The 15,987-nt window shown below is 63.8% G+C and carries 18 protein-coding genes; 8 read left to right on the forward strand and 10 right to left on the reverse strand.

The features are described from left to right. Positions 1-52 precede the first annotated feature (52 nt). Complete coding sequence (locus CAG00_RS27600; protein ID WP_139832724.1) at positions 53-466, reverse strand: hypothetical protein; 414 nt, start codon at positions 464-466, stop codon at positions 53-55. On the opposite strand from CAG00_RS27600, the gene CAG00_RS04060 reads away from it, so the two are divergent. Next, on the forward strand, positions 447-1,214 hold the full coding sequence (locus CAG00_RS04060; protein ID WP_085663549.1) for an SDR family oxidoreductase: 768 nt from the start codon (positions 447-449) through the stop codon (positions 1,212-1,214). The two genes, CAG00_RS27600 and CAG00_RS04060, sit on opposite strands and share 20 nt — an antisense overlap. 132 nt (positions 1,215-1,346) lie before the next feature. On the opposite strand, the gene CAG00_RS04065 is transcribed toward CAG00_RS04060, so the two are convergent. The 3 genes from CAG00_RS04065 to CAG00_RS04080 all read right to left on the reverse strand — a co-directional run bounded on the left by CAG00_RS04065 (position 1,347) and on the right by CAG00_RS04080 (position 3,918). Continuing rightward, positions 1,347-2,444 carry an AGE family epimerase/isomerase gene (locus CAG00_RS04065; RefSeq protein ID WP_085663550.1) on the reverse strand — a complete coding sequence of 366 codons (1,098 nt, stop codon included), beginning with the start codon at positions 2,442-2,444 and terminating at the stop codon, positions 1,347-1,349. Positions 2,445-2,620: 176 nt separating this feature from the next. Then, on the reverse strand, positions 2,621-3,253 hold the full coding sequence (gene fabR / locus CAG00_RS04075) for an HTH-type transcriptional repressor FabR (RefSeq protein ID WP_003259042.1): 633 nt from the start codon (positions 3,251-3,253) through the stop codon (positions 2,621-2,623). A gap of 122 nt (positions 3,254-3,375) precedes the next feature. Further along, positions 3,376-3,918, reverse strand: a complete 543-nt coding sequence (locus CAG00_RS04080; protein WP_085599702.1) for a phage infection protein — start codon at positions 3,916-3,918, stop codon at positions 3,376-3,378. Between the two features lie 341 nt (positions 3,919-4,259). Between CAG00_RS04080 and CAG00_RS04085 the strand changes: the two genes are divergently transcribed. Further along, positions 4,260-6,326 carry an AsmA family protein gene (locus tag CAG00_RS04085; protein ID WP_085663551.1) on the forward strand — a complete coding sequence of 689 codons (2,067 nt, stop codon included), beginning with the start codon at positions 4,260-4,262 and terminating at the stop codon, positions 6,324-6,326. A 129-nt stretch (positions 6,327-6,455) separates the two neighbouring features. On the opposite strand, the gene CAG00_RS04090 is transcribed toward CAG00_RS04085, so the two are convergent. Then, positions 6,456-6,986: a bacterioferritin gene (locus CAG00_RS04090; protein WP_025340810.1), complete on the reverse strand. Its 531-nt coding sequence runs from the start codon at positions 6,984-6,986 to the stop codon at positions 6,456-6,458. A gap of 48 nt (positions 6,987-7,034) precedes the next feature. Continuing rightward, a complete protein-coding gene (gene osmE / locus CAG00_RS04095; RefSeq protein ID WP_015271980.1) occupies positions 7,035-7,376 on the reverse strand; it encodes an osmotically-inducible lipoprotein OsmE in 342 nt (113 codons plus the stop codon). A gap of 123 nt (positions 7,377-7,499) precedes the next feature. Here osmE and CAG00_RS04100 point away from each other — a divergent pair, with 123 nt between their 5' ends. Then, entirely contained in the window at positions 7,500-8,390 is an 891-nt protein-coding gene (locus CAG00_RS04100; protein ID WP_085663552.1) for a triacylglycerol lipase, read from the forward strand. Here CAG00_RS04100 and CAG00_RS04105 read toward each other — a convergent pair. After that, the gene (locus CAG00_RS04105; protein WP_085663553.1) at positions 8,387-9,259 is read right to left on the reverse strand and encodes a DMT family transporter; all 873 of its coding nucleotides are present in this window, start codon (positions 9,257-9,259) and stop codon (positions 8,387-8,389) included. The genes CAG00_RS04100 and CAG00_RS04105 overlap by 4 nt on opposite strands. A gap of 227 nt (positions 9,260-9,486) precedes the next feature. Here CAG00_RS04105 and CAG00_RS04110 point away from each other — a divergent pair, with 227 nt between their 5' ends. From CAG00_RS04110 to CAG00_RS04120, 3 genes are all read left to right on the forward strand, one after another. Beyond that, on the forward strand, positions 9,487-10,275 hold the full coding sequence (locus tag CAG00_RS04110; protein ID WP_025340807.1) for a helix-turn-helix domain-containing protein: 789 nt from the start codon (positions 9,487-9,489) through the stop codon (positions 10,273-10,275). Between the two features lie 62 nt (positions 10,276-10,337). Next, positions 10,338-10,625 carry a PsiF family protein gene (locus CAG00_RS04115; RefSeq protein WP_085663554.1) on the forward strand — a complete coding sequence of 96 codons (288 nt, stop codon included), beginning with the start codon at positions 10,338-10,340 and terminating at the stop codon, positions 10,623-10,625. 71 nt (positions 10,626-10,696) lie between these two features. Further along, on the forward strand, positions 10,697-11,704 hold the full coding sequence (locus tag CAG00_RS04120; protein ID WP_025340806.1) for an AI-2E family transporter: 1,008 nt from the start codon (positions 10,697-10,699) through the stop codon (positions 11,702-11,704). A 134-nt stretch (positions 11,705-11,838) separates the two neighbouring features. On the opposite strand, the gene CAG00_RS04125 is transcribed toward CAG00_RS04120, so the two are convergent. Further along, entirely contained in the window at positions 11,839-13,110 is a 1,272-nt protein-coding gene (locus tag CAG00_RS04125; protein WP_085663555.1) for an Hsp70 family protein, read from the reverse strand. Between the two features lie 164 nt (positions 13,111-13,274). Between CAG00_RS04125 and cbpA the strand changes: the two genes are divergently transcribed. Together cbpA and CAG00_RS04135 are read left to right on the forward strand one after the other, a co-directional pair. Beyond that, positions 13,275-14,228, forward strand: a complete 954-nt coding sequence (gene cbpA / locus CAG00_RS04130; RefSeq protein WP_025340804.1) for a curved DNA-binding protein — start codon at positions 13,275-13,277, stop codon at positions 14,226-14,228. A gap of 2 nt (positions 14,229-14,230) precedes the next feature. Further along, the gene (locus tag CAG00_RS04135) at positions 14,231-14,536 is read left to right on the forward strand and encodes a chaperone modulator CbpM (RefSeq protein ID WP_025340803.1); all 306 of its coding nucleotides are present in this window, start codon (positions 14,231-14,233) and stop codon (positions 14,534-14,536) included. A 126-nt stretch (positions 14,537-14,662) separates the two neighbouring features. Here CAG00_RS04135 and CAG00_RS04140 read toward each other — a convergent pair whose 3' ends face one another. Beyond that, positions 14,663-15,178, reverse strand: a complete 516-nt coding sequence (locus CAG00_RS04140) for a GNAT family N-acetyltransferase (RefSeq protein ID WP_085663556.1) — start codon at positions 15,176-15,178, stop codon at positions 14,663-14,665. Between the two features lie 31 nt (positions 15,179-15,209). Continuing rightward, positions 15,210-15,908, reverse strand: coding sequence for an urea ABC transporter ATP-binding subunit UrtE (gene urtE / locus CAG00_RS04145; protein WP_085663557.1), 699 nt, complete (start codon positions 15,906-15,908; stop codon positions 15,210-15,212). Positions 15,909-15,987 lie beyond the last annotated feature (79 nt).

Genomic DNA, 15,987 nt, shown 5'->3' on the forward strand with positions numbered 1-15,987 from the left:
CATGGTGGCATCTCGCTCAAGCCCTTTGATACCAAGCCCTGCAGCTTCATGATCATTTTTTGATCACAGGCACCTTGTGGATGATTTTCCCAGGTTTTTCAAAGCCCTGCATACATTCCAAGGCTCGCGCAAAACCTGTGGATAACCCTGTGAAAAAACCTTGGACAGACCGCTGCAGACGGCATGCTTGAAAGCCTTGCGCCATCACCGAAAAGATATCCACCGACCACAGGTCGCTGAAAGGGTTCCGCACCGTGGACAAGTTGCCCCCAATCCGTGGGGAAAGCCTTGTGGATAACATGCGCATAGCTGGTGCCGAGCCCTCTGCTGCAAGGGTTTGCTGCATATGATCAAAAAATGAACAGTGCCGCGGGCGGGTTGCTGCAAGCGCCCAGCGCGGGCATGCTGCAAGCCTGCCGATGACAATCCACCGTGAGGAACAGAGCATGACGTCCACCGTATTCATCACTGGCGCGACTTCCGGTTTCGGCGAGGCCACTGCCCGCCGCTTCGCCGAAGCCGGCTGGAAGCTGGTGCTCACTGGCCGCCGCAAGGAGCGCCTGGACGCCCTGTGCGCCGAACTGTCGGCCAAGACCGAAGTACATGGCCTGGTGCTCGACGTGCGTGACCGCAAGGCCATGGAGCAGGCCATCGCCAGCCTGCCGGCCGGCTTCGACAAGCTGCGCGGCCTGGTCAACAACGCAGGCCTGGCGCTGGGTGTGGACGCGGCGCAGAACTGCAGCCTGGACGACTGGGAAACCATGGTCGACACCAACATCAAGGGCCTGATGTACACCACCCGCCTGCTGCTGCCACGGCTGATCGCCCACGGTCGTGGGGCGTCGATCCTCAACGTAGGTTCGGTGGCGGGCAACTACCCGTACCCGGGCAGCAACGTGTACGGCGGCACCAAGGCCTTCGTCGGCCAGTTCTCGTTGAGCCTGCGCTGCGACCTGCGGGGTACGGGCGTGCGCGTGAGCAACATCGAGCCGGGCCTGTGCGAGAGCGAGTTCTCGCTGGTGCGCTTCGGCGGTGACCAGGCCAAATACGACGCCACCTATGCCGGTGCCGAGCCGATCCAGCCGCAGGACATTGCCGAGACCATCTTCTGGATCCTCAACCAGCCGGCGCATATCAACATCAACAGCCTCGAGCTGATGCCGGTGAGCCAGGACTGGGCAGGGTTCTCGATCGACCGCTCCACCAAGGGCTAGGTTTCAGGGCAGATAAACAAATTGCCGGGGCTGCTTTGCAGCCCTTTCGCGACACAAGGCCGCTCCTACAGGATAAGTGCACATTTCAAGTGTTGTGCATTACCTGAGGGAGCGGGCGTGCCCGCGAATACGTCAGCTCAGGCGCTGCAACCCTTCCAGGCAAGTCGCCAAGTGATAGGGCGTAGTAGAAGGCATATCATGCCGGCTGACACTACCTTGCCCATCCCGGCACTCATACCAGCCCGCCTCACGCAGGAACCGCGCTTCCAGCGCCTGCAACTGCCCGGCCAGCTTCGCCTCGCCCCCCGCCCGCAACACCAGCGCCCGCAGGTATTCCGCCTGCGCCCAGATCCGCTGGGTGGCGTCGAGCACCTGGCCATCCACATCCAGCATCGCCAGTACCGCGGTGTCCTTCACCCCGTACTGCTCGGCGTAGCCGAAAGCCCGGTCGATGGACGCATGCAGCGGCGTATCACGCAGCAGTGGCGAGGTATGCAGCAGGTAGAACCACTCGAACTGGTGCCCCGGCTCGAACCAGTTATCCACAGTGCCGCGTGGCTTTTCCAGCATCAGGCCGTGGGCGGGGTCGATGAAGTGTTCCTGCAGCGCCTCGCACAGGTGCAGCAACGACTGCTGGGCATGCTCGTCGTCACGCACCGCCAGCACCTGCAGGAAGGCTTCGGCCAGGTGCATCTGCGGGTTCTGCAGCGGGCCACTGCCAAGGTCGGCCCAGTCTTCAGCGAGGCTGGCTTCGTACAGGCCATCGTCGCGGGCGAACTGCTGGTCGATGATGTCCAGCGCGGCGTTCAGCGTGGACTCCACCAGGTTTTCACGCACCTTGCCCCAGTAATGTGCACAGGCGAAGACGATGAAGGCGTGGGTATAGAGGTCCTTGCGCCGGTCCAGCGGTTTGCCCTGGGCGTCGATGCTGTAGAACCAGCCTCCGTGTTCGGCGTCGTGGAAGTGCTTCTGCAGCGAGCGGAACAAGGCGGCCGCACGCTCGGCTGCGCCCGGTTGCCCGATGCGGCTGCTGAACAGGTACAGCTGACGCGCGCAGGCCATGGCCCGGTAGCGCTGCACCGGCAATGGCTGGTGCTGGGCGTCCAGGGCCTCGTAGGGCAGGGCCATGTCGGCGTTCCAGCCCGGGCCTTGCCACAACGGCACGATGCGTTCGGCGAAGTGCTGGTTGAAGCGGGCCAGTTCGGGCAGGGTGGGGCGGGGGTCGGACATTTCGGCGCTCGTCGCTGTCGGGCAGGGCGCCATGGTAGCAGAACTGGGGTTGTGGGTAGTCTGTGCCGGCCTCTTCGCGGGCACGCCCGCTCCCACAGGATCACCACAAGGTTCGAGCAATGCGGGGTACCTGTGGGAGCGGGCATGCCCGCGAAGAGGCCGGCACAGGCTACCGATCAGCTCGGGTTGCCAAGCCCCTGCCAATGCCGCGCCCCCACGAAGATGAAACGCAACTGCTGGGTGATCTTTTCCTGCGGCGTCAACGCCTGTGGATAACCCGCTTCGGGGCTGTCGATAAGCTCTGGCAGGGTGGCGAACACGGTTTTCACCACCAGGTCGGCCATCACCGCCAGCGCGGCGCTATCCAGGTGCTGCCAGCGCTTCATCCGCGCCAGGTCGGTGGCCAGGTCGTCGCTGATGTCCTGGCGCAGGCGGGCAATGGCCTGGCGTACGGCCTGCGAACCGCCGTACTGCTCACGGGCGAGGAACAGGAACTGCGCACGGTGGGCGGCGACCACGTCGAGGAAGATGCGCACCGATGCGTCGGTGATGCCGCCCAGTTCGAATTCGTTCTGGCGCACCAGGCGGATGGTCTGGCGGAAGGTAGTGTCGACCTCGGCAACCAGGGCCAGGCCCAGGGCGTCCATGTCGGAAAAATGCCGGTAGAAGCCGGTGGGTACGATGCCGGCTGTCTTCGCCACTTCGCGCAGGCTGATACTGCCGAAACCACGGCCACTCTCCATGAGCTGGCAGGCGGCATCGAGCAGGGCCTGGCGGGTCTGTAGCTTCTGTTCGGCGCGCGGCAGCATGGTGCGGGCTTCTGTGGCGGTAAGGCTGGGCACTCTAGTTAAAAAAACAAAGCCCGGTCAATGGACCGGGCCTGGAGGGGAGCAAGCGTTGTGACAGAGGTTGTTCTTTTCGGCCATGGTGATCAGCTCACACGGCTGAGTTCAACCAGGCGATCGGAGCCACCTTCGGCAACACGGCCACTACGTTCGATCAGGCGATCCGAGCCGCCTTCGGCAACACGGCCACTACGTTCGATCAGGCGATCGGAACCACCTTCGGCAACACGGCCACTACGTTCGATCAGGCGATCCGAGCCACCTTCGGCAACACGGCCACTACGTTCGATCAGGCGATCGGAGCCACCTTCGGCGACGCGGCCACTACGTTCGATCAGGCGATCGGAGCCACCTTCGGCAACACGGCCACTACGTTCGATCAGGCGATCGGAGCCACCTTCGGCGACGCGGCCACTACGTTCGATCAGGCGATCGGAACCACCTTCGGCAACACGGCCACTACGTTCGATCAGGCGATCAGCACCACCTTCGGCAACGGTTTTCAGCGGCTGGGCGATTTCGGCAGCGCTGGAGCGCGATTCGGCGGTCAGGTGTTGCTCGTCGGCCGGCAGGGCAAAAGCGTTGGCGGCCAGGATGGACAGGGTCAGGGTCAGCAGATGGCGTTTCATGATTTCGGTGCTCCTCTCGGGGGCTGGAAAGTGGGTACGGAGCCAATGCTACGCCGGGTAACGCCAGAGAGAAGTTCATACGGGTAATGGTAACAATCGACCGTATTGATAGAGGTTGCAAGCTGCTCTAGAAAGCACTTTCCAGGCCGGAGGGTGGCAATTTGATGGCGATGTTTGCGGGTAACACGTATGGTCTGGCGCGACGAATTGCTGAGCAAAAGGCCAGGAAAAACTTCGCTATCATGGCGCCATCGATAAAACCCCACGGGTTTTCATCAGTCCGAGATATTGAGTGCCACCGCTGCACCTGTTCTGTGCCATACCGCAAGGAGAATCACGCAATGACGCGTCCCGCCAGAATCCTCCTCTGGACCTTCACCAGCCTGCTGACCCTGCTGGCGATCCTGGTGGTGGTGATCGCCACCTTCGACTGGAACCGCGTCAAGCCCCTGCTCAACGAGAAAGTATCCGAGGCCCTGCAGCGGCCCTTCGCGATCAATGGCAACCTTGCCGTGGACTGGCGCACCGAACCAGAAGAGGGGGGCTGGCGTGCCTGGGTGCCCTGGCCGCACTTCATTGCCGAAGACCTGACCCTGGGCAACCCCGAGTGGCTCAAGGAACCGAAGATGGTCGGCCTGGAGCGCGTGGCGTTCCGCCTGGCGCCGCTGCCGCTGCTGTTCCAGCAGATCAGCATCCCGCGCATCGACCTGACCAAGCCCACAGCCAGCCTCACCCGCCTGGCCGATGGCCGCGCCAACTGGATCTTCGACTTCGGCCCCAAGGATGAAAACGCAGAGCCTTCCAAATGGCAGCTGGACATTGGCGCCATCGGCTTCGACCAGGGCAATGTCAGCTTCGATGACCAAACCCTGAAAACCAGCATGAAGGTGCAGATCGACCCGCTGGGCAAGCCTGTCCCGTTCAGCGACATCGTCGGCAAGGCCAGCGCCGAGAAGGCCGGTGCCGCGCAGGACTACGCCTTCGGGCTCAAGGCCCAGGGCCGCTACAAAGGCCAGCCAGTGTCCGGCACCGGCAAGATCGGCGGCCTGCTGGCCCTGCAGGACGCCAGCCAGCCGTTCCCGCTGCAGGCTGACGTGCACATCGCCGACACCCATGTGGTACTCGCCGGCACCCTGACCGACCCGCGCAACCTCGGCGCCCTCGACCTGCGCCTGCGCCTGTCCGGGGCCAGCCTGGGCAACCTCTACCCGCTGACCGGCGTAACCCTGCCCGACACCCCGGCCTATTCCACCGACGGCCACCTCAGCGCCAACCTGCACGCGGCGCAAGGGGCGACCTTCAACTACCAAGGTTTCAACGGCAAGATCGGTGACAGCGATATCCACGGCGACCTGGCCTTCGTTGCCAGCCAGCCACGGCCCAAGCTGTCCGGCAACCTGGTGTCCAACCAGTTGCTGTTCAAGGACCTGGCGCCGCTGATCGGCGCCGACTCCAACGCCGAGCAGAAGGCCCGCGGGGGTGCCAGCAAGCAGCCGGCGGGCAAGGTGCTGCCGGTGGAAGAGTTCCGCACCGAGCGCTGGCGCACGATGGACGCCGACGTCACCTTCGCCGGCAAGCGCATCGTGCACAGCGCACAACTGCCGTTCAACGACCTGTCGGCCCACGTGATACTGGAGGACGGCCTGCTGCGCCTGGAGCCCCTGCGTTTTGGCGTGGCTGGCGGCAACCTCGCTTCCAGAATCCGCCTGGATGGCCGCAACGTGCCGTTGCAGGGGCGTGCCCGGCTGACGGCGCGGGGCTTCAAGCTCAAGCAGTTGTTCCCATCCTTTGCGCCGATGCAGACCAGCTTCGGTGAGTTGAATGGCGATGCCGATATCGCCGGCCGGGGCAACTCGGTAGCCGCCTTGCTGGGCACGGCCAATGGCGACCTGCGCATGTTGATCAACGATGGCGCCATCAGCCGCAGCCTGATGGAGATTGCCGGGTTGAACGTGGGCAACTATGTGGTCGGCAAGCTGTTTGGTGATGAGGATGTGAAGATCAACTGTGCAGCGGCTGACGTGGGCATCAAGGATGGCCTGGCGACCACGCGCCTGTTCATCTTCGATACCGAGAACGCGATCATCTACATCAACGGCACGGCCAATTTCGCCACGGAGCAGCTGGACCTGAAAATTACTCCTGAATCGAAAGGGCTGCGGCTGTTCTCGCTGCGCTCGCCGCTGTATGTGCGCGGGCCGTTCGCCAAGCCCAGTGCCGGGGTGCAGGCGGTGCCGCTGGCGTTGCGCGGGGCGGGGATGGTGGCGTTGGGTGTGGTGGCCGGGCCGGCGGCGGGGTTGCTGGCGCTGATTGCGCCTAGCAGCGGGGATGATCCCAACCAGTGCACGCCGCTGTTGCAGCAGATGAAGGCGGGCAAGGCGCCGGCGGTGGTAAAAGAGAGGAAATAGCAGGGGGCCGCTTCGCAGCCCATCGCGACACAAGGCCGCTCCTACAGGGAATCGCGCAAATCTGCCGAGACGCGATCCCTCTGTAGGAGCGGCCTTGTGTCGCGATGGGGCGCAAAGCGCCCCCAGCAATCACAAGCCTTGCAACAGGTCGGACATATCGTCCGCGTGCTCTTCTTCCTGCGCGAGGATGTCTTCAAAAATCCGCCGCGTAGTCGGATCTTTATCCCCAATGTACCGAATGATCTCGCGATAGCTATCGATGGCGATCCGCTCCGCCACCAGGTCTTCCAGCACCATCTCCTTCAATGAAGTGCCCGCCACATATTGGGCATGAGACCGCTTGCTCAGGTTGTCCGGGTTGAAATCCGGCTCTCCACCCAACTGCACGATCCGTTCGGCAAGCTTGTCGGCGTGCTCGGCTTCCTGGTTGGCATGCTCGAGGAATTCATCGGCAGCCACGCTGGCCTTGATGCCGCTGGCCATGAAGTAGTGACGCTTGTAGCGCAGCACGCAGACCAGTTCGGTGGCCAGTGAATCATTGAGCAGGCGCAGGATCTGTTGGCGATCAGCATCGTAACCCTCGGTCACCGCACCTTGCTCGACATGCTGGCGGGCACGTTCGCGCAGGGTTTGCACATCGGTCAGTTCAGTCGCATTCATGTTCATCTCCTGGAACATCAGGGTGGTCATGGATATGGCCTGGAAGGCTCAGGCGCCGTGGACGGCGTCGCTGTCTTCTTCGCGTTGTTTGCAAGTCTTGAAGCCCTTGGCGTCGACATGGCCGGTGGCGTCGAAGCGCACGTAGTAGGGCTGCTGGTGGCCATCGTGGTTGAGGATGTAGTCGTTGCAGGTGCCGCCATGGGGGAGGTCGATCACGTTGGACGGGCTGCCGCCGATGGCGATGACTTTCTGCATGGTCATGCCTTTTTCCACCTGCTTGACCAGCGGCTCGTCGCGGTAGGTGACGTAGTCCACCGGGTTTTCCGGGCGGCTGCCGCAGGCGGCGAGGGTGGCGCTTGCCAGAAGGATTGCCAGGGTCTGCTTGTACATGGTCCCGCTCCTTGCAAAGGGTATGTGTGGTTTGGAACCGCAGCGCGCGCCGGGAGTTCGATTGCGATGGTCATCAAGGCCGCTGTAGTGTTGGCCGGTCGTCCACGGAAAGGGGCTGGGGCAATGCAGCAGGAATTGGCCACGCGATACCCGTTGGTGCTGGTGCCGGGCATGCTCGGTTTTGTCCGGGTAGTGCTCTACCCCTACTGGTTCGGCATCGTGCCGGCCCTGCGCAAGGGCGGGGCGCAGGTGTTCCCGGTGCAGGTTTCGCCACTGCATTCCAGCGAGGTGCGCGGCGAGCAGTTGCTGGCCATCATCGAAGACATCTGCCTGCGCACCGGAGCGGAAAAGGTCAACCTCATCGGCCACAGCCAGGGTGCCCTGAGCGCGCGCTACGCGGCTGCCAGGCGGCCCGGTCGGGTGGCTTCGGTCACCTCGGTGGCGGGGCCCAACCATGGCTCGGAACTGGCCGACTACCTGGAGCGTACGGCACCGGGCGATTCCCCGCAGGGGCGCATCCTGAAGGCTGTGCTGCATGGCTTGGCCGTGCTGCTGGTGTGGCTGGAAACCGGCTGGCGCCGCGACCCGCTGCCGGTGGATGTACACGCCTCGCACCAGTCGTTGACCAGCGCCGGGGTGGCGCTGTTCAACCAGGCTTATCCACAGGGGTTGCCAGACACCTGGGGTGGGGAAGGGGCCTATGAGGTCGATGGCGTGCGCTATTACTCCTGGTCAGGCACCTTGCAGCCCGGCCTGACCGACCAGCGGCGCAACCGTTTCGACGGCAGCAGCCACTTCTGCCGCCTGTTCGCGCGCAGTTTCGTCAAGGAAAAGGGCCATTGCGACGGTATGGTCGGGCGCTTCAGTTCGCACCTGGGGCAGGTGATCGGCGACGATTACCCGCTCGACCACCTGGATATCGTCAACCAGTCGCTTGGTGCGGTGGGCAAGGGTGCCGAACCGGTGCGACTGTTCACCGAACATGCCGCCCGGCTCAAGGCGGCAGGGCTCTAACGACGGATCGGTGTGGTCCAGCGCTCGGCCAGCACCACGCCCGCCAGGGTCAGCAGGCCGCCGACCAGGTGATAGCGGGCCAGCTGCTCGTCGAGCATCACGGCGGCGATCAGTGCCGTGACCAGCGGCAGCAGGTTGAAGAACAGCGTGGTGCGGCTGGGCCCCAGGCGGTGCACGGCCTGCATCCATACCAGGGGCGCGATCATCGAGGCCAGCACGCAGGCGTACAGCACCAGGCCGATGTTGCGGCTGTTCAGGCCAGTCTTGTCCGACAGCACGAACAGCGGCAGCAGCACGACGATGGCTACCAGCACCTGCAGGTACAGCAGCTGCATCGGCGGCAGGCGCAGCTGCCATTTCTTCAGCAGGAAGCTGTACAGCGCGTAGGCCAGTGTGGCCACCAGCATCAGCAGGTCGCCGCTGTTCAGGCCTTGTTGCAACAGGCTGGCGGGGTGGCCGGCGCTGACCACTTCAAGCACGCCGAAAAATGACACCAGCGCGCCCAGCAGGGCGCCGTAGCTCAGGCGCTGGCCCAGCCAGGCGATGGACAGTGCCAGAGACATCAGTGGCATCAGCGAGAGGATGATGCCCATGTTGGTGGCGCTGGTGATGCCGGCGGCGAAGTAGGCCAGGCTCTGGTACAGCGCCATGCCCAGCATGCCCAGCACGAAAACCTTGCCCAGGTGCGGGCGAATGGCCGCGCGATTGCGCCACACGGCGGGCAGCAGGAACGGGGTGAACAACAGCGCGGCCAGCAGCCAGCGGTAGAAGCCGATTTCGGCGGGGTGGATGGCGCCGGCGGACATCTTGGTGACCACGGTGTTGCCGGCCCATATCAGGATGGCGGTCAGGGGGAACAGGTAGTTCATGTAGCAGGTTACTCGTTGGGGCTTGGATTGGGGCTGCTTTGCAGCCCATCGCGATACAAGGCCGCTCCTACAGGTATCGCGCAGGCCCGGAAGACAACGCGGGTCCCTGTAGGAGCGGCCTTGTGTCGCGAAGGCCTGCGCAGCAGGCCCCGATGGCAGCCATTATCAACTGTCTGTCAACAAGCCTATACTCCTATCCAGACAACCCACCCCGCAAAGCAGACAGCATGCCGCGCAAATACCTCGACATTCCCCAATTCACCCGGCTCCCGGCCCCGGTGTACTTCCGCCACGACGAGTTCGGTGCCGACACCCGCAGCGCCCTGCATCGCCACGCCTGGGGCCAGCTCAACTACACCGCCCACGGCGTGATGCACCTGGAGGTCGCTGGCCAGCACTTCCTGTCGCCGCCGCAATACGCCGTGTGGGTGCCGCCCGACACCGAGCATGGCTGCTACAACCCGCAGGCCATCGTCTACCGTTCGGTCTACCTGGACCGCAGCCTGTGCGCCGCACTGCCGCAGCAACCGTGCAGCCTGATGATCAGCGACATCCTCAAGGCCATCCTCGCCGACTTCGCCCGGCGCGACCTGCGGGTGGCCGAGGGCGAGCGCGACCAGCGCCTGGTGCAAGTGCTGCTCGACCAGTTGCTGCTGGCGCCCACCCAGGCCTGCTACCTGCCGTTTGCCCACAGCGAAGGCTTGCGCCAGGTGCTCGATGCCCTCGGTGCCGAGCCGGGCGACAACCGCCCGCTAGCCGACTGGGCCGCCAAGGTGCATGTCAGCGAACGTACCCTGGCCCGCCAGTTCCTGCGTGAACTGGGCATCAGTTTTGGCGAATGGCGCCTGCGCCTGCGCTTTCTGCGCGCCATCGAAGCGCTGGAGGCCGGCCAGCCGATCCAGGCCATCGCCTTCGACCTGGGCTACAGCAGCGCCTCGGCGTTCATCGCCATGTTCCAGCGCCAGGCCCAGTGCACGCCCGAGCAATACCGCCGCCAGGCACGGGCAGGGCGTTGAAATTCTTGGCTACACTCAGCTCGACCCCCGTGCATCGGGCGCGGAGCCAAGGAGACTACTCCATGAAAGTGCTGCAAATCCCCTTACTGGTGTTGGCGGTGTTGTTCAGCGCCCAAGGCTTCGCCGCCAATACCGCGCAGCAGGAAAAGATGAAAACCTGCAACGCCGACGCCACCGCCAAGGCCCTCAAGGGCGATGAGCGCAAAGCCTTCATGAGCACCTGCCTGAAGAAGGATGTGCCGCAATCCCAGCAAGAAAAGATGAAAACCTGCAACGCCGACGCCACCACCAAGGCCCTGAAGGGTGACGAGCGCAAAGCGTTCATGAGCGACTGCCTGAAGAAGAAATGACCTGCGCCTATGCCTGCAGACGTAAGGCTGGCAGACTGCGGGTCTTTCCCGTTGTCTGCCGTTGAGGCTGTATGACCTTCACCCCCCGCCAGGTCACCCTGGCCAGCTGGATCATCGTGTTTGCCGGCCTGTTGCTGGCGTTGCCCCTGAAATTGCTGCCGAGCCTGCTGGCCGGCCTGCTGGTGTTCGAGCTGGTCAACATGCTCACGCCGCGGCTGCAGCCGCTGATTGCCGGGCAGCGCGCCCGCTGGTTGGCTGTAGCGCTGCTCGGCACGCTGGTGGTCAGCACCCTGACCCTGCTGTTTGCCGGTGCTTTCAGCTTTTTGCTGCACGAGGCGGAAAACCCCGGGGCTTCGCTGGACAAGTTCATGGCCCTGGTGGAGCGCGCCCGCGGGCAGCTGCCGCCGTTCATCGAAGGCTACCTGCCGGCCAGTGCGGCGGAGTTCAAGGTGGCCATCGGTGACTGGATCAAGAGCCACCTGAGCGACCTGCAGCTGGTGGGCAAGGGCATGGCGCACATGTTCGTCACCCTGTTGATCGGCATGATCCTGGGCGCCATCGTCGCCTTGCAGCGCATCCCCGACATCTCCCGGCGCAAGCCGCTGGCGGCGGCGCTGTTCGAGCGCCTGAGCCTGCTGGTGCAGGCGTTTCGCAACATCGTCTTCGCGCAGATCAAGATTTCGCTGCTCAACACCACCTTCACCGGCATCTTCCTGGCCGTGGTGCTGCCGATGTTCGATGTGCACCTGCCGCTGACCAAGACGCTGATCGTGCTGACCTTCCTGCTGGGCCTGCTGCCGGTGATCGGCAATCTGATGTCGAATACCCTGATCACCATCGTCGGCCTGTCGCTGTCGATCTGGGTGGCGGCGGCGGCGCTGGGTTACCTGATCGTCATCCACAAGGTCGAGTACTTCCTCAACGCACGGATCGTGGGCGGGCAGATCAGTGCCAAGTCGTGGGAATTGCTGCTGGCGATGCTGGTGTTCGAAGCGGCGTTCGGGCTGCCGGGGGTGGTGGCGGGGCCGATCTACTATGCCTACCTGAAGAGTGAGCTGAAGCGGGCCGAACTGGTCTGATTCTTTATTGACCAGTACCGGCCTCTTCGCGGGTAAACCCGCTCCCACAGGTTCGCCACTTCTCTCAAGACTTGCGGGGACCCTGTGGGAGCGGGTTTACCCGCGAAGAGGCCGGCACAGGTGAAAGGGATGGCTCAGGCTACGCCGTAACGCTTGCGCGCCTCGATGGCCAGCCCGCTACCAATGCTGCCAAAGATGTTGCCTTCCACATGCCGCGCATTCGGCAGCATCGCCGACACGCTGTTGCGCAGCGCCGGAATCCCGCTGGAACCGCCGGTGAAGAACACCGTATCGACCTGTGTTTCGCTCACTCCAGCCTTGGCCAGCAGTTCGCTCACGCTACCACGCACCCGCTCCAGCAACCCTTCGATAGCTCCCTCGAACAGCGCCCGTGACAGGTCCACGCCCAGCTCGCGCTCGATGCGGCTGAGGTCGACGTGGCGGTTCTGCTGCTCGGTCAGCTCGATCTTGCTGGCCTCCACTTCCATCGCCAGCCAGTGCCCGGCACGCTCTTCGATCAGCTTGAACAGGCGGTCGATGCCCAGCGTGTCCTCGATGTCATAGCGCATGCTGCCCAGCGCCAGCTGCGACTTCTGCGAGTACAGGGCGTTGATGGTGTGCCAGGTGGCGAGATTGAGGTGATAGCTGGTCGGCATCAGCGCGCCGCTCTTCATGCGGCTGCCGTAGCCGAACAGCGGCATCACGCCCTGCAGGCTCAGCTGCTTGTCGAAGTCGGTACCGCCAATGTGCACGCCGCCGGTGGCGAGGATGTCGCTCTGGCGCTCGGCCACCAGGTGGCGCTCGGGCGACAGGCGGATCAGGGTGAAGTCCGAGGTACCCCCGCCAATGTCGACGATCAGCACCAGCTCTTCGCGGCTGATGCTCGACTCGTAGTCGAAGGCCGCGGCAATCGGCTCGTACTGGAACGACACATCCTTGAAGCCGATCTTGCGCGCCACTTCGGCCAGGGTGTCCTCGGCCTCCTGGTCGGCGGCCGGGTCTTCGTCGACGAAGAACACCGGGCGGCCCAGCACCACCTGCTCGAACTCGCGCCCGGCAGCGGCCTCGGCGCGTTTTTTCAGCTCGCCGATGAACATGCCCAGCAGGTCCTTGAATGGCAGGGCGCTGCCCAGCACGCTGGTGTCGTGCTTGATCAGCTTGGAACCCAGCAGGCTTTTCAGCGAACGCATCAGGCGGCCTTCGTAGCCTTCCAGGTACTCGTGCAGTGCCAGGCGGCCATATACCGGGCGACGCTCCTCGATGTTGAAGAACACCACCGAGGGCAAGGTGATCTTGCCGTCTTCCAGGGCAATCAGCGACTCGACGCCGGGGCGGTGCCAGCCGACCGTGGAGTTGGAGGTGCCAAAGTCGATGCCCAGGGCGCGGGCCGGGGATACGTCAGACATGGGGAATGAGCTTCCGGAGGCAAAACGGCCGCGCAGTGTATGCCAGTTGGCTACAGAATCAAGACCGGTCGTCTGCCATGGAGCAAACCCAAGGCGGTCTTGAAAGGCTATGCTTGACCCCTATCTTCTTTTGCAACACGCACATTCACATTGGTGATCCATAGATGGACTTCAAAGACTATTACAAGATACTCGGCGTAGAGCCCACGGCGGACGACAAGGCGATCAAGGCCGCGTACCGCAAGCTGGCGCGCAAGTATCACCCCGATGTCAGCAAGGAGCGCGACGCCGAGGAAAAATTCAAGGAGGCCAACGAGGCCTACGAAGTGCTGGGCGACGCGCAGAAACGTGCCGAATTCGACGAAATCCGCAAGTACGGCGGCCAGCATGGCCGGCCGTTCCAGGCACCACCGGGCTGGGAAAGCCGCGGCGGTGGCGGTGGTTTCGAAGGCGGTGATTTTTCCGACTTTTTCAGCTCGATCTTTGGTGGCCGGGGTGGCAACCCGTTCGGTGGTGCCCGGCAGCAGCAACGCAGCGCCGGCAGGCGGGGGCAGGACGTGGAGCTAGAACTGGCGGTATTCCTTGAAGAGACCCTGAGCAAGGAGTCCAAGCAGATCAGCTTCCAGGTGCCGCAGACCAATGCCATGGGCCAGCGCACCGGCTTCACTACCAAGACCCTGAACGTGAAGATCCCGGCAGGGGTGACCGACGGCGAGCGCATCCGCCTCAAGGGCCAGGGCGCGCCGGGCAGTGGTGGCGGGGCCAATGGCGACCTGTTCCTGACCATTCGCATGGCACCGCACCCGCTGTTCGATGTCGAAGGTCATGACCTGATCATCACCGTGCCGCTGGCACCGTGGGAGGCAGCACTGGGCGCCAAGGTGGCCGTGCCGACCCTGGACGGCAAGATCAACCTCACCATCCGCCCCGACAGCCAGAGCGGCCAGCGCCTGCGCGTGCCGGGCAAGGGCCTGGCCAACAAGAGTGGCGAGCGCGGCAACCTTTACGCGCAGCTGAAAGTGGTCATGCCGCCAGCATCCGACGAGTCTGCCCGCGAATTGTGGACCAAGCTTTCCGAGAAGGCTGCGTTCAACCCGAGGACACAATGGAGTAAGTGATCATGAGCAGCACCCTGATCGTTCAACTGGACATGCGTACCTTGTGTCAGGAGGCCGATATCACGGCTGACTGCGTGATCGAAATCGTCGAGCACGGCATTGTCGAACCTTCCGGCCGAACGCCGGAGGACTGGTTGTTCGACGATCAGGCGCCGTTGTTGGCCAAACGTGCGGCGAAGCTGCATCAGGAGCTGGAACTGGAGTGGGAAGGGGTGGCGCTGGCGCTGGAGCTGCTGCAGGAAGTGCAGCAGCTGCGCAGCGAGAACAACATGCTGAGGCAGCGGTTGGGCAGGTTTACCCAGATGTGAGGTTTGCAGGCCCGGCCTCTTCGCGGGTGAACCCGCTCCCACAGGGATCGCACGATTCCTGAGATGTGTGCAGTACCTGTGGGAGCGGGTTTACCCGCGAAGAGGCCAGTACAGGCAAAATCAAATTCAGCTTGGTTCTGCCCCCGGGTTCAGCACCAGCTGCATGAAGGTCAAGTCCAGCCACCGGCCAAACTTCACCCCCACCTGCGGCATCTGCCCGGTCACCACGAAGCCCAGCCGCTCGTGCAGGCGCACCGACGCTGCATTGCCGCTCTCGATGGCCGCCACCATCACATGCTTGCCACACGCGCGCGCACGCTCGACCAGCGCCGCCATCAGCACCGGCCCCAGCCCCTTGCCACGCTGATCGCTACGGATATAAACCGAATGTTCCACGGTGTTGCGAAAGCCCTCGAACGGCCGCCAGTCGCCAAACGACGCATAGCCCAGCACCCCGCTCTCATCCACCGCCACCAGGATCGGGTAACCCTGCTGCGCACGTGCATCGAACCAGGCCTGGCGGTTGGCCAGGTCCACTGGGGTTTCGTTCCAGATCGCCGTGGTGTTGCGCACCGCGTCGTTGTAGATGTCGAGGATGCCCGGCACGTCGATAGGCAGGGCGTCGCGGATTTCATGACTCATGACAGCGTCTCGCAGGGTTGTTGCTTGCAGATTAAATGGTTACCAGCCCGCGCACACCTTCGGCCTGCATGTTTTCACCGAGGCCCCGCTGGATGATCTCGCCACGGGCCATCACCAGATACTGGTCGGCCAGATCCTCGGCGAAGTCGTAGAACTGCTCCACCAGCAGGATTGCCATGTCGCCACGCTCGGCCAGGCGGCGGATGACTGCGCCGATCTCCTTGATCACCGAAGGCTGGATGCCCTCGGTGGGCTCGTCGAGGATCAGCAGGCGCGGGCGGCTGGCCAGGGCGCGGCCGATCGCCAGCTGTTGCTGCTGGCCGCCGGACAGGTCACCGCCACGGCGTTGTTTCATCTGTTCCAGCACGGGGAACAGTTCGTAGATGAAGGGCGGTACTTCCCGAGCTTCACGGGCGGGGAAGCGCGAAAGGCCCATCAGCAGGTTTTCCTCGACGGTGAGGCGCGGGAAGATCTCGCGGCCCTGGGGCACGTAGGCGATGCCGGCGTGGACCCGTTGCTGGGGCTTGAGGTTGGTGATCGGCTTGCCTTCCCATTCGATGTTGCCGTCGCGCGCCGGAACCAGGCCCATCAGGCAGCGCAGCAGGGTGGTCTTGCCCACGCCGTTGCGGCCCAGCAGGCAGGTGACTTCGCCGACCTTGGCTTCGAAGGACAGGCCCCGGAGGATATGGCTGCCGCCGTAGTACTGGTGCAGGGTGTCGATTTTCAGCATGTGTGGTTCCTGGGAAATCTGCTTTGCCTGTGCCGGCCCTTTCGCGGGTAAACCCGCTCCCACAAGGACCGCGCAGCTC

Source organism: Pseudomonas sp. B5(2017) (assembly GCF_002112825.1).
Taxonomy (GTDB): Bacteria; Pseudomonadota; Gammaproteobacteria; order Pseudomonadales; family Pseudomonadaceae; genus Aquipseudomonas; species Aquipseudomonas putida_Z.

What these genes read in the sequence shown, in the direction of transcription:
- CAG00_RS04060 (WP_085663549.1), top strand. Translation starts at nt 447, where the DNA reads ATGACGTCCACCGTATTCATCACTGGCGCGACTTCCGGTTTCGGCGAG.
- CAG00_RS27600 (WP_139832724.1), bottom strand. Translation starts at nt 466, where the DNA reads ATGAATACGGTGGACGTCATGCTCTGTTCCTCACGGTGGATTGTCATC.
- CAG00_RS04065 (WP_085663550.1), bottom strand. Translation starts at nt 2,444, where the DNA reads ATGTCCGACCCCCGCCCCACCCTGCCCGAACTGGCCCGCTTCAACCAG.
- fabR (WP_003259042.1), bottom strand. Translation starts at nt 3,253, where the DNA reads ATGCTGCCGCGCGCCGAACAGAAGCTACAGACCCGCCAGGCCCTGCTC.
- CAG00_RS04080 (WP_085599702.1), bottom strand. Translation starts at nt 3,918, where the DNA reads ATGAAACGCCATCTGCTGACCCTGACCCTGTCCATCCTGGCCGCCAAC.
- CAG00_RS04085 (WP_085663551.1), top strand. Translation starts at nt 4,260, where the DNA reads ATGACGCGTCCCGCCAGAATCCTCCTCTGGACCTTCACCAGCCTGCTG.
- CAG00_RS04090 (WP_025340810.1), bottom strand. Translation starts at nt 6,986, where the DNA reads ATGAATGCGACTGAACTGACCGATGTGCAAACCCTGCGCGAACGTGCC.
- osmE (WP_015271980.1), bottom strand. Translation starts at nt 7,376, where the DNA reads ATGTACAAGCAGACCCTGGCAATCCTTCTGGCAAGCGCCACCCTCGCC.
- CAG00_RS04100 (WP_085663552.1), top strand. Translation starts at nt 7,500, where the DNA reads ATGCAGCAGGAATTGGCCACGCGATACCCGTTGGTGCTGGTGCCGGGC.
- CAG00_RS04105 (WP_085663553.1), bottom strand. Translation starts at nt 9,259, where the DNA reads ATGAACTACCTGTTCCCCCTGACCGCCATCCTGATATGGGCCGGCAAC.
- CAG00_RS04110 (WP_025340807.1), top strand. Translation starts at nt 9,487, where the DNA reads ATGCCGCGCAAATACCTCGACATTCCCCAATTCACCCGGCTCCCGGCC.
- CAG00_RS04115 (WP_085663554.1), top strand. Translation starts at nt 10,338, where the DNA reads ATGAAAGTGCTGCAAATCCCCTTACTGGTGTTGGCGGTGTTGTTCAGC.
- CAG00_RS04120 (WP_025340806.1), top strand. Translation starts at nt 10,697, where the DNA reads ATGACCTTCACCCCCCGCCAGGTCACCCTGGCCAGCTGGATCATCGTG.
- CAG00_RS04125 (WP_085663555.1), bottom strand. Translation starts at nt 13,110, where the DNA reads ATGTCTGACGTATCCCCGGCCCGCGCCCTGGGCATCGACTTTGGCACC.
- cbpA (WP_025340804.1), top strand. Translation starts at nt 13,275, where the DNA reads ATGGACTTCAAAGACTATTACAAGATACTCGGCGTAGAGCCCACGGCG.
- CAG00_RS04135 (WP_025340803.1), top strand. Translation starts at nt 14,231, where the DNA reads ATGAGCAGCACCCTGATCGTTCAACTGGACATGCGTACCTTGTGTCAG.
- CAG00_RS04140 (WP_085663556.1), bottom strand. Translation starts at nt 15,178, where the DNA reads ATGAGTCATGAAATCCGCGACGCCCTGCCTATCGACGTGCCGGGCATC.
- urtE (WP_085663557.1), bottom strand. Translation starts at nt 15,908, where the DNA reads ATGCTGAAAATCGACACCCTGCACCAGTACTACGGCGGCAGCCATATC.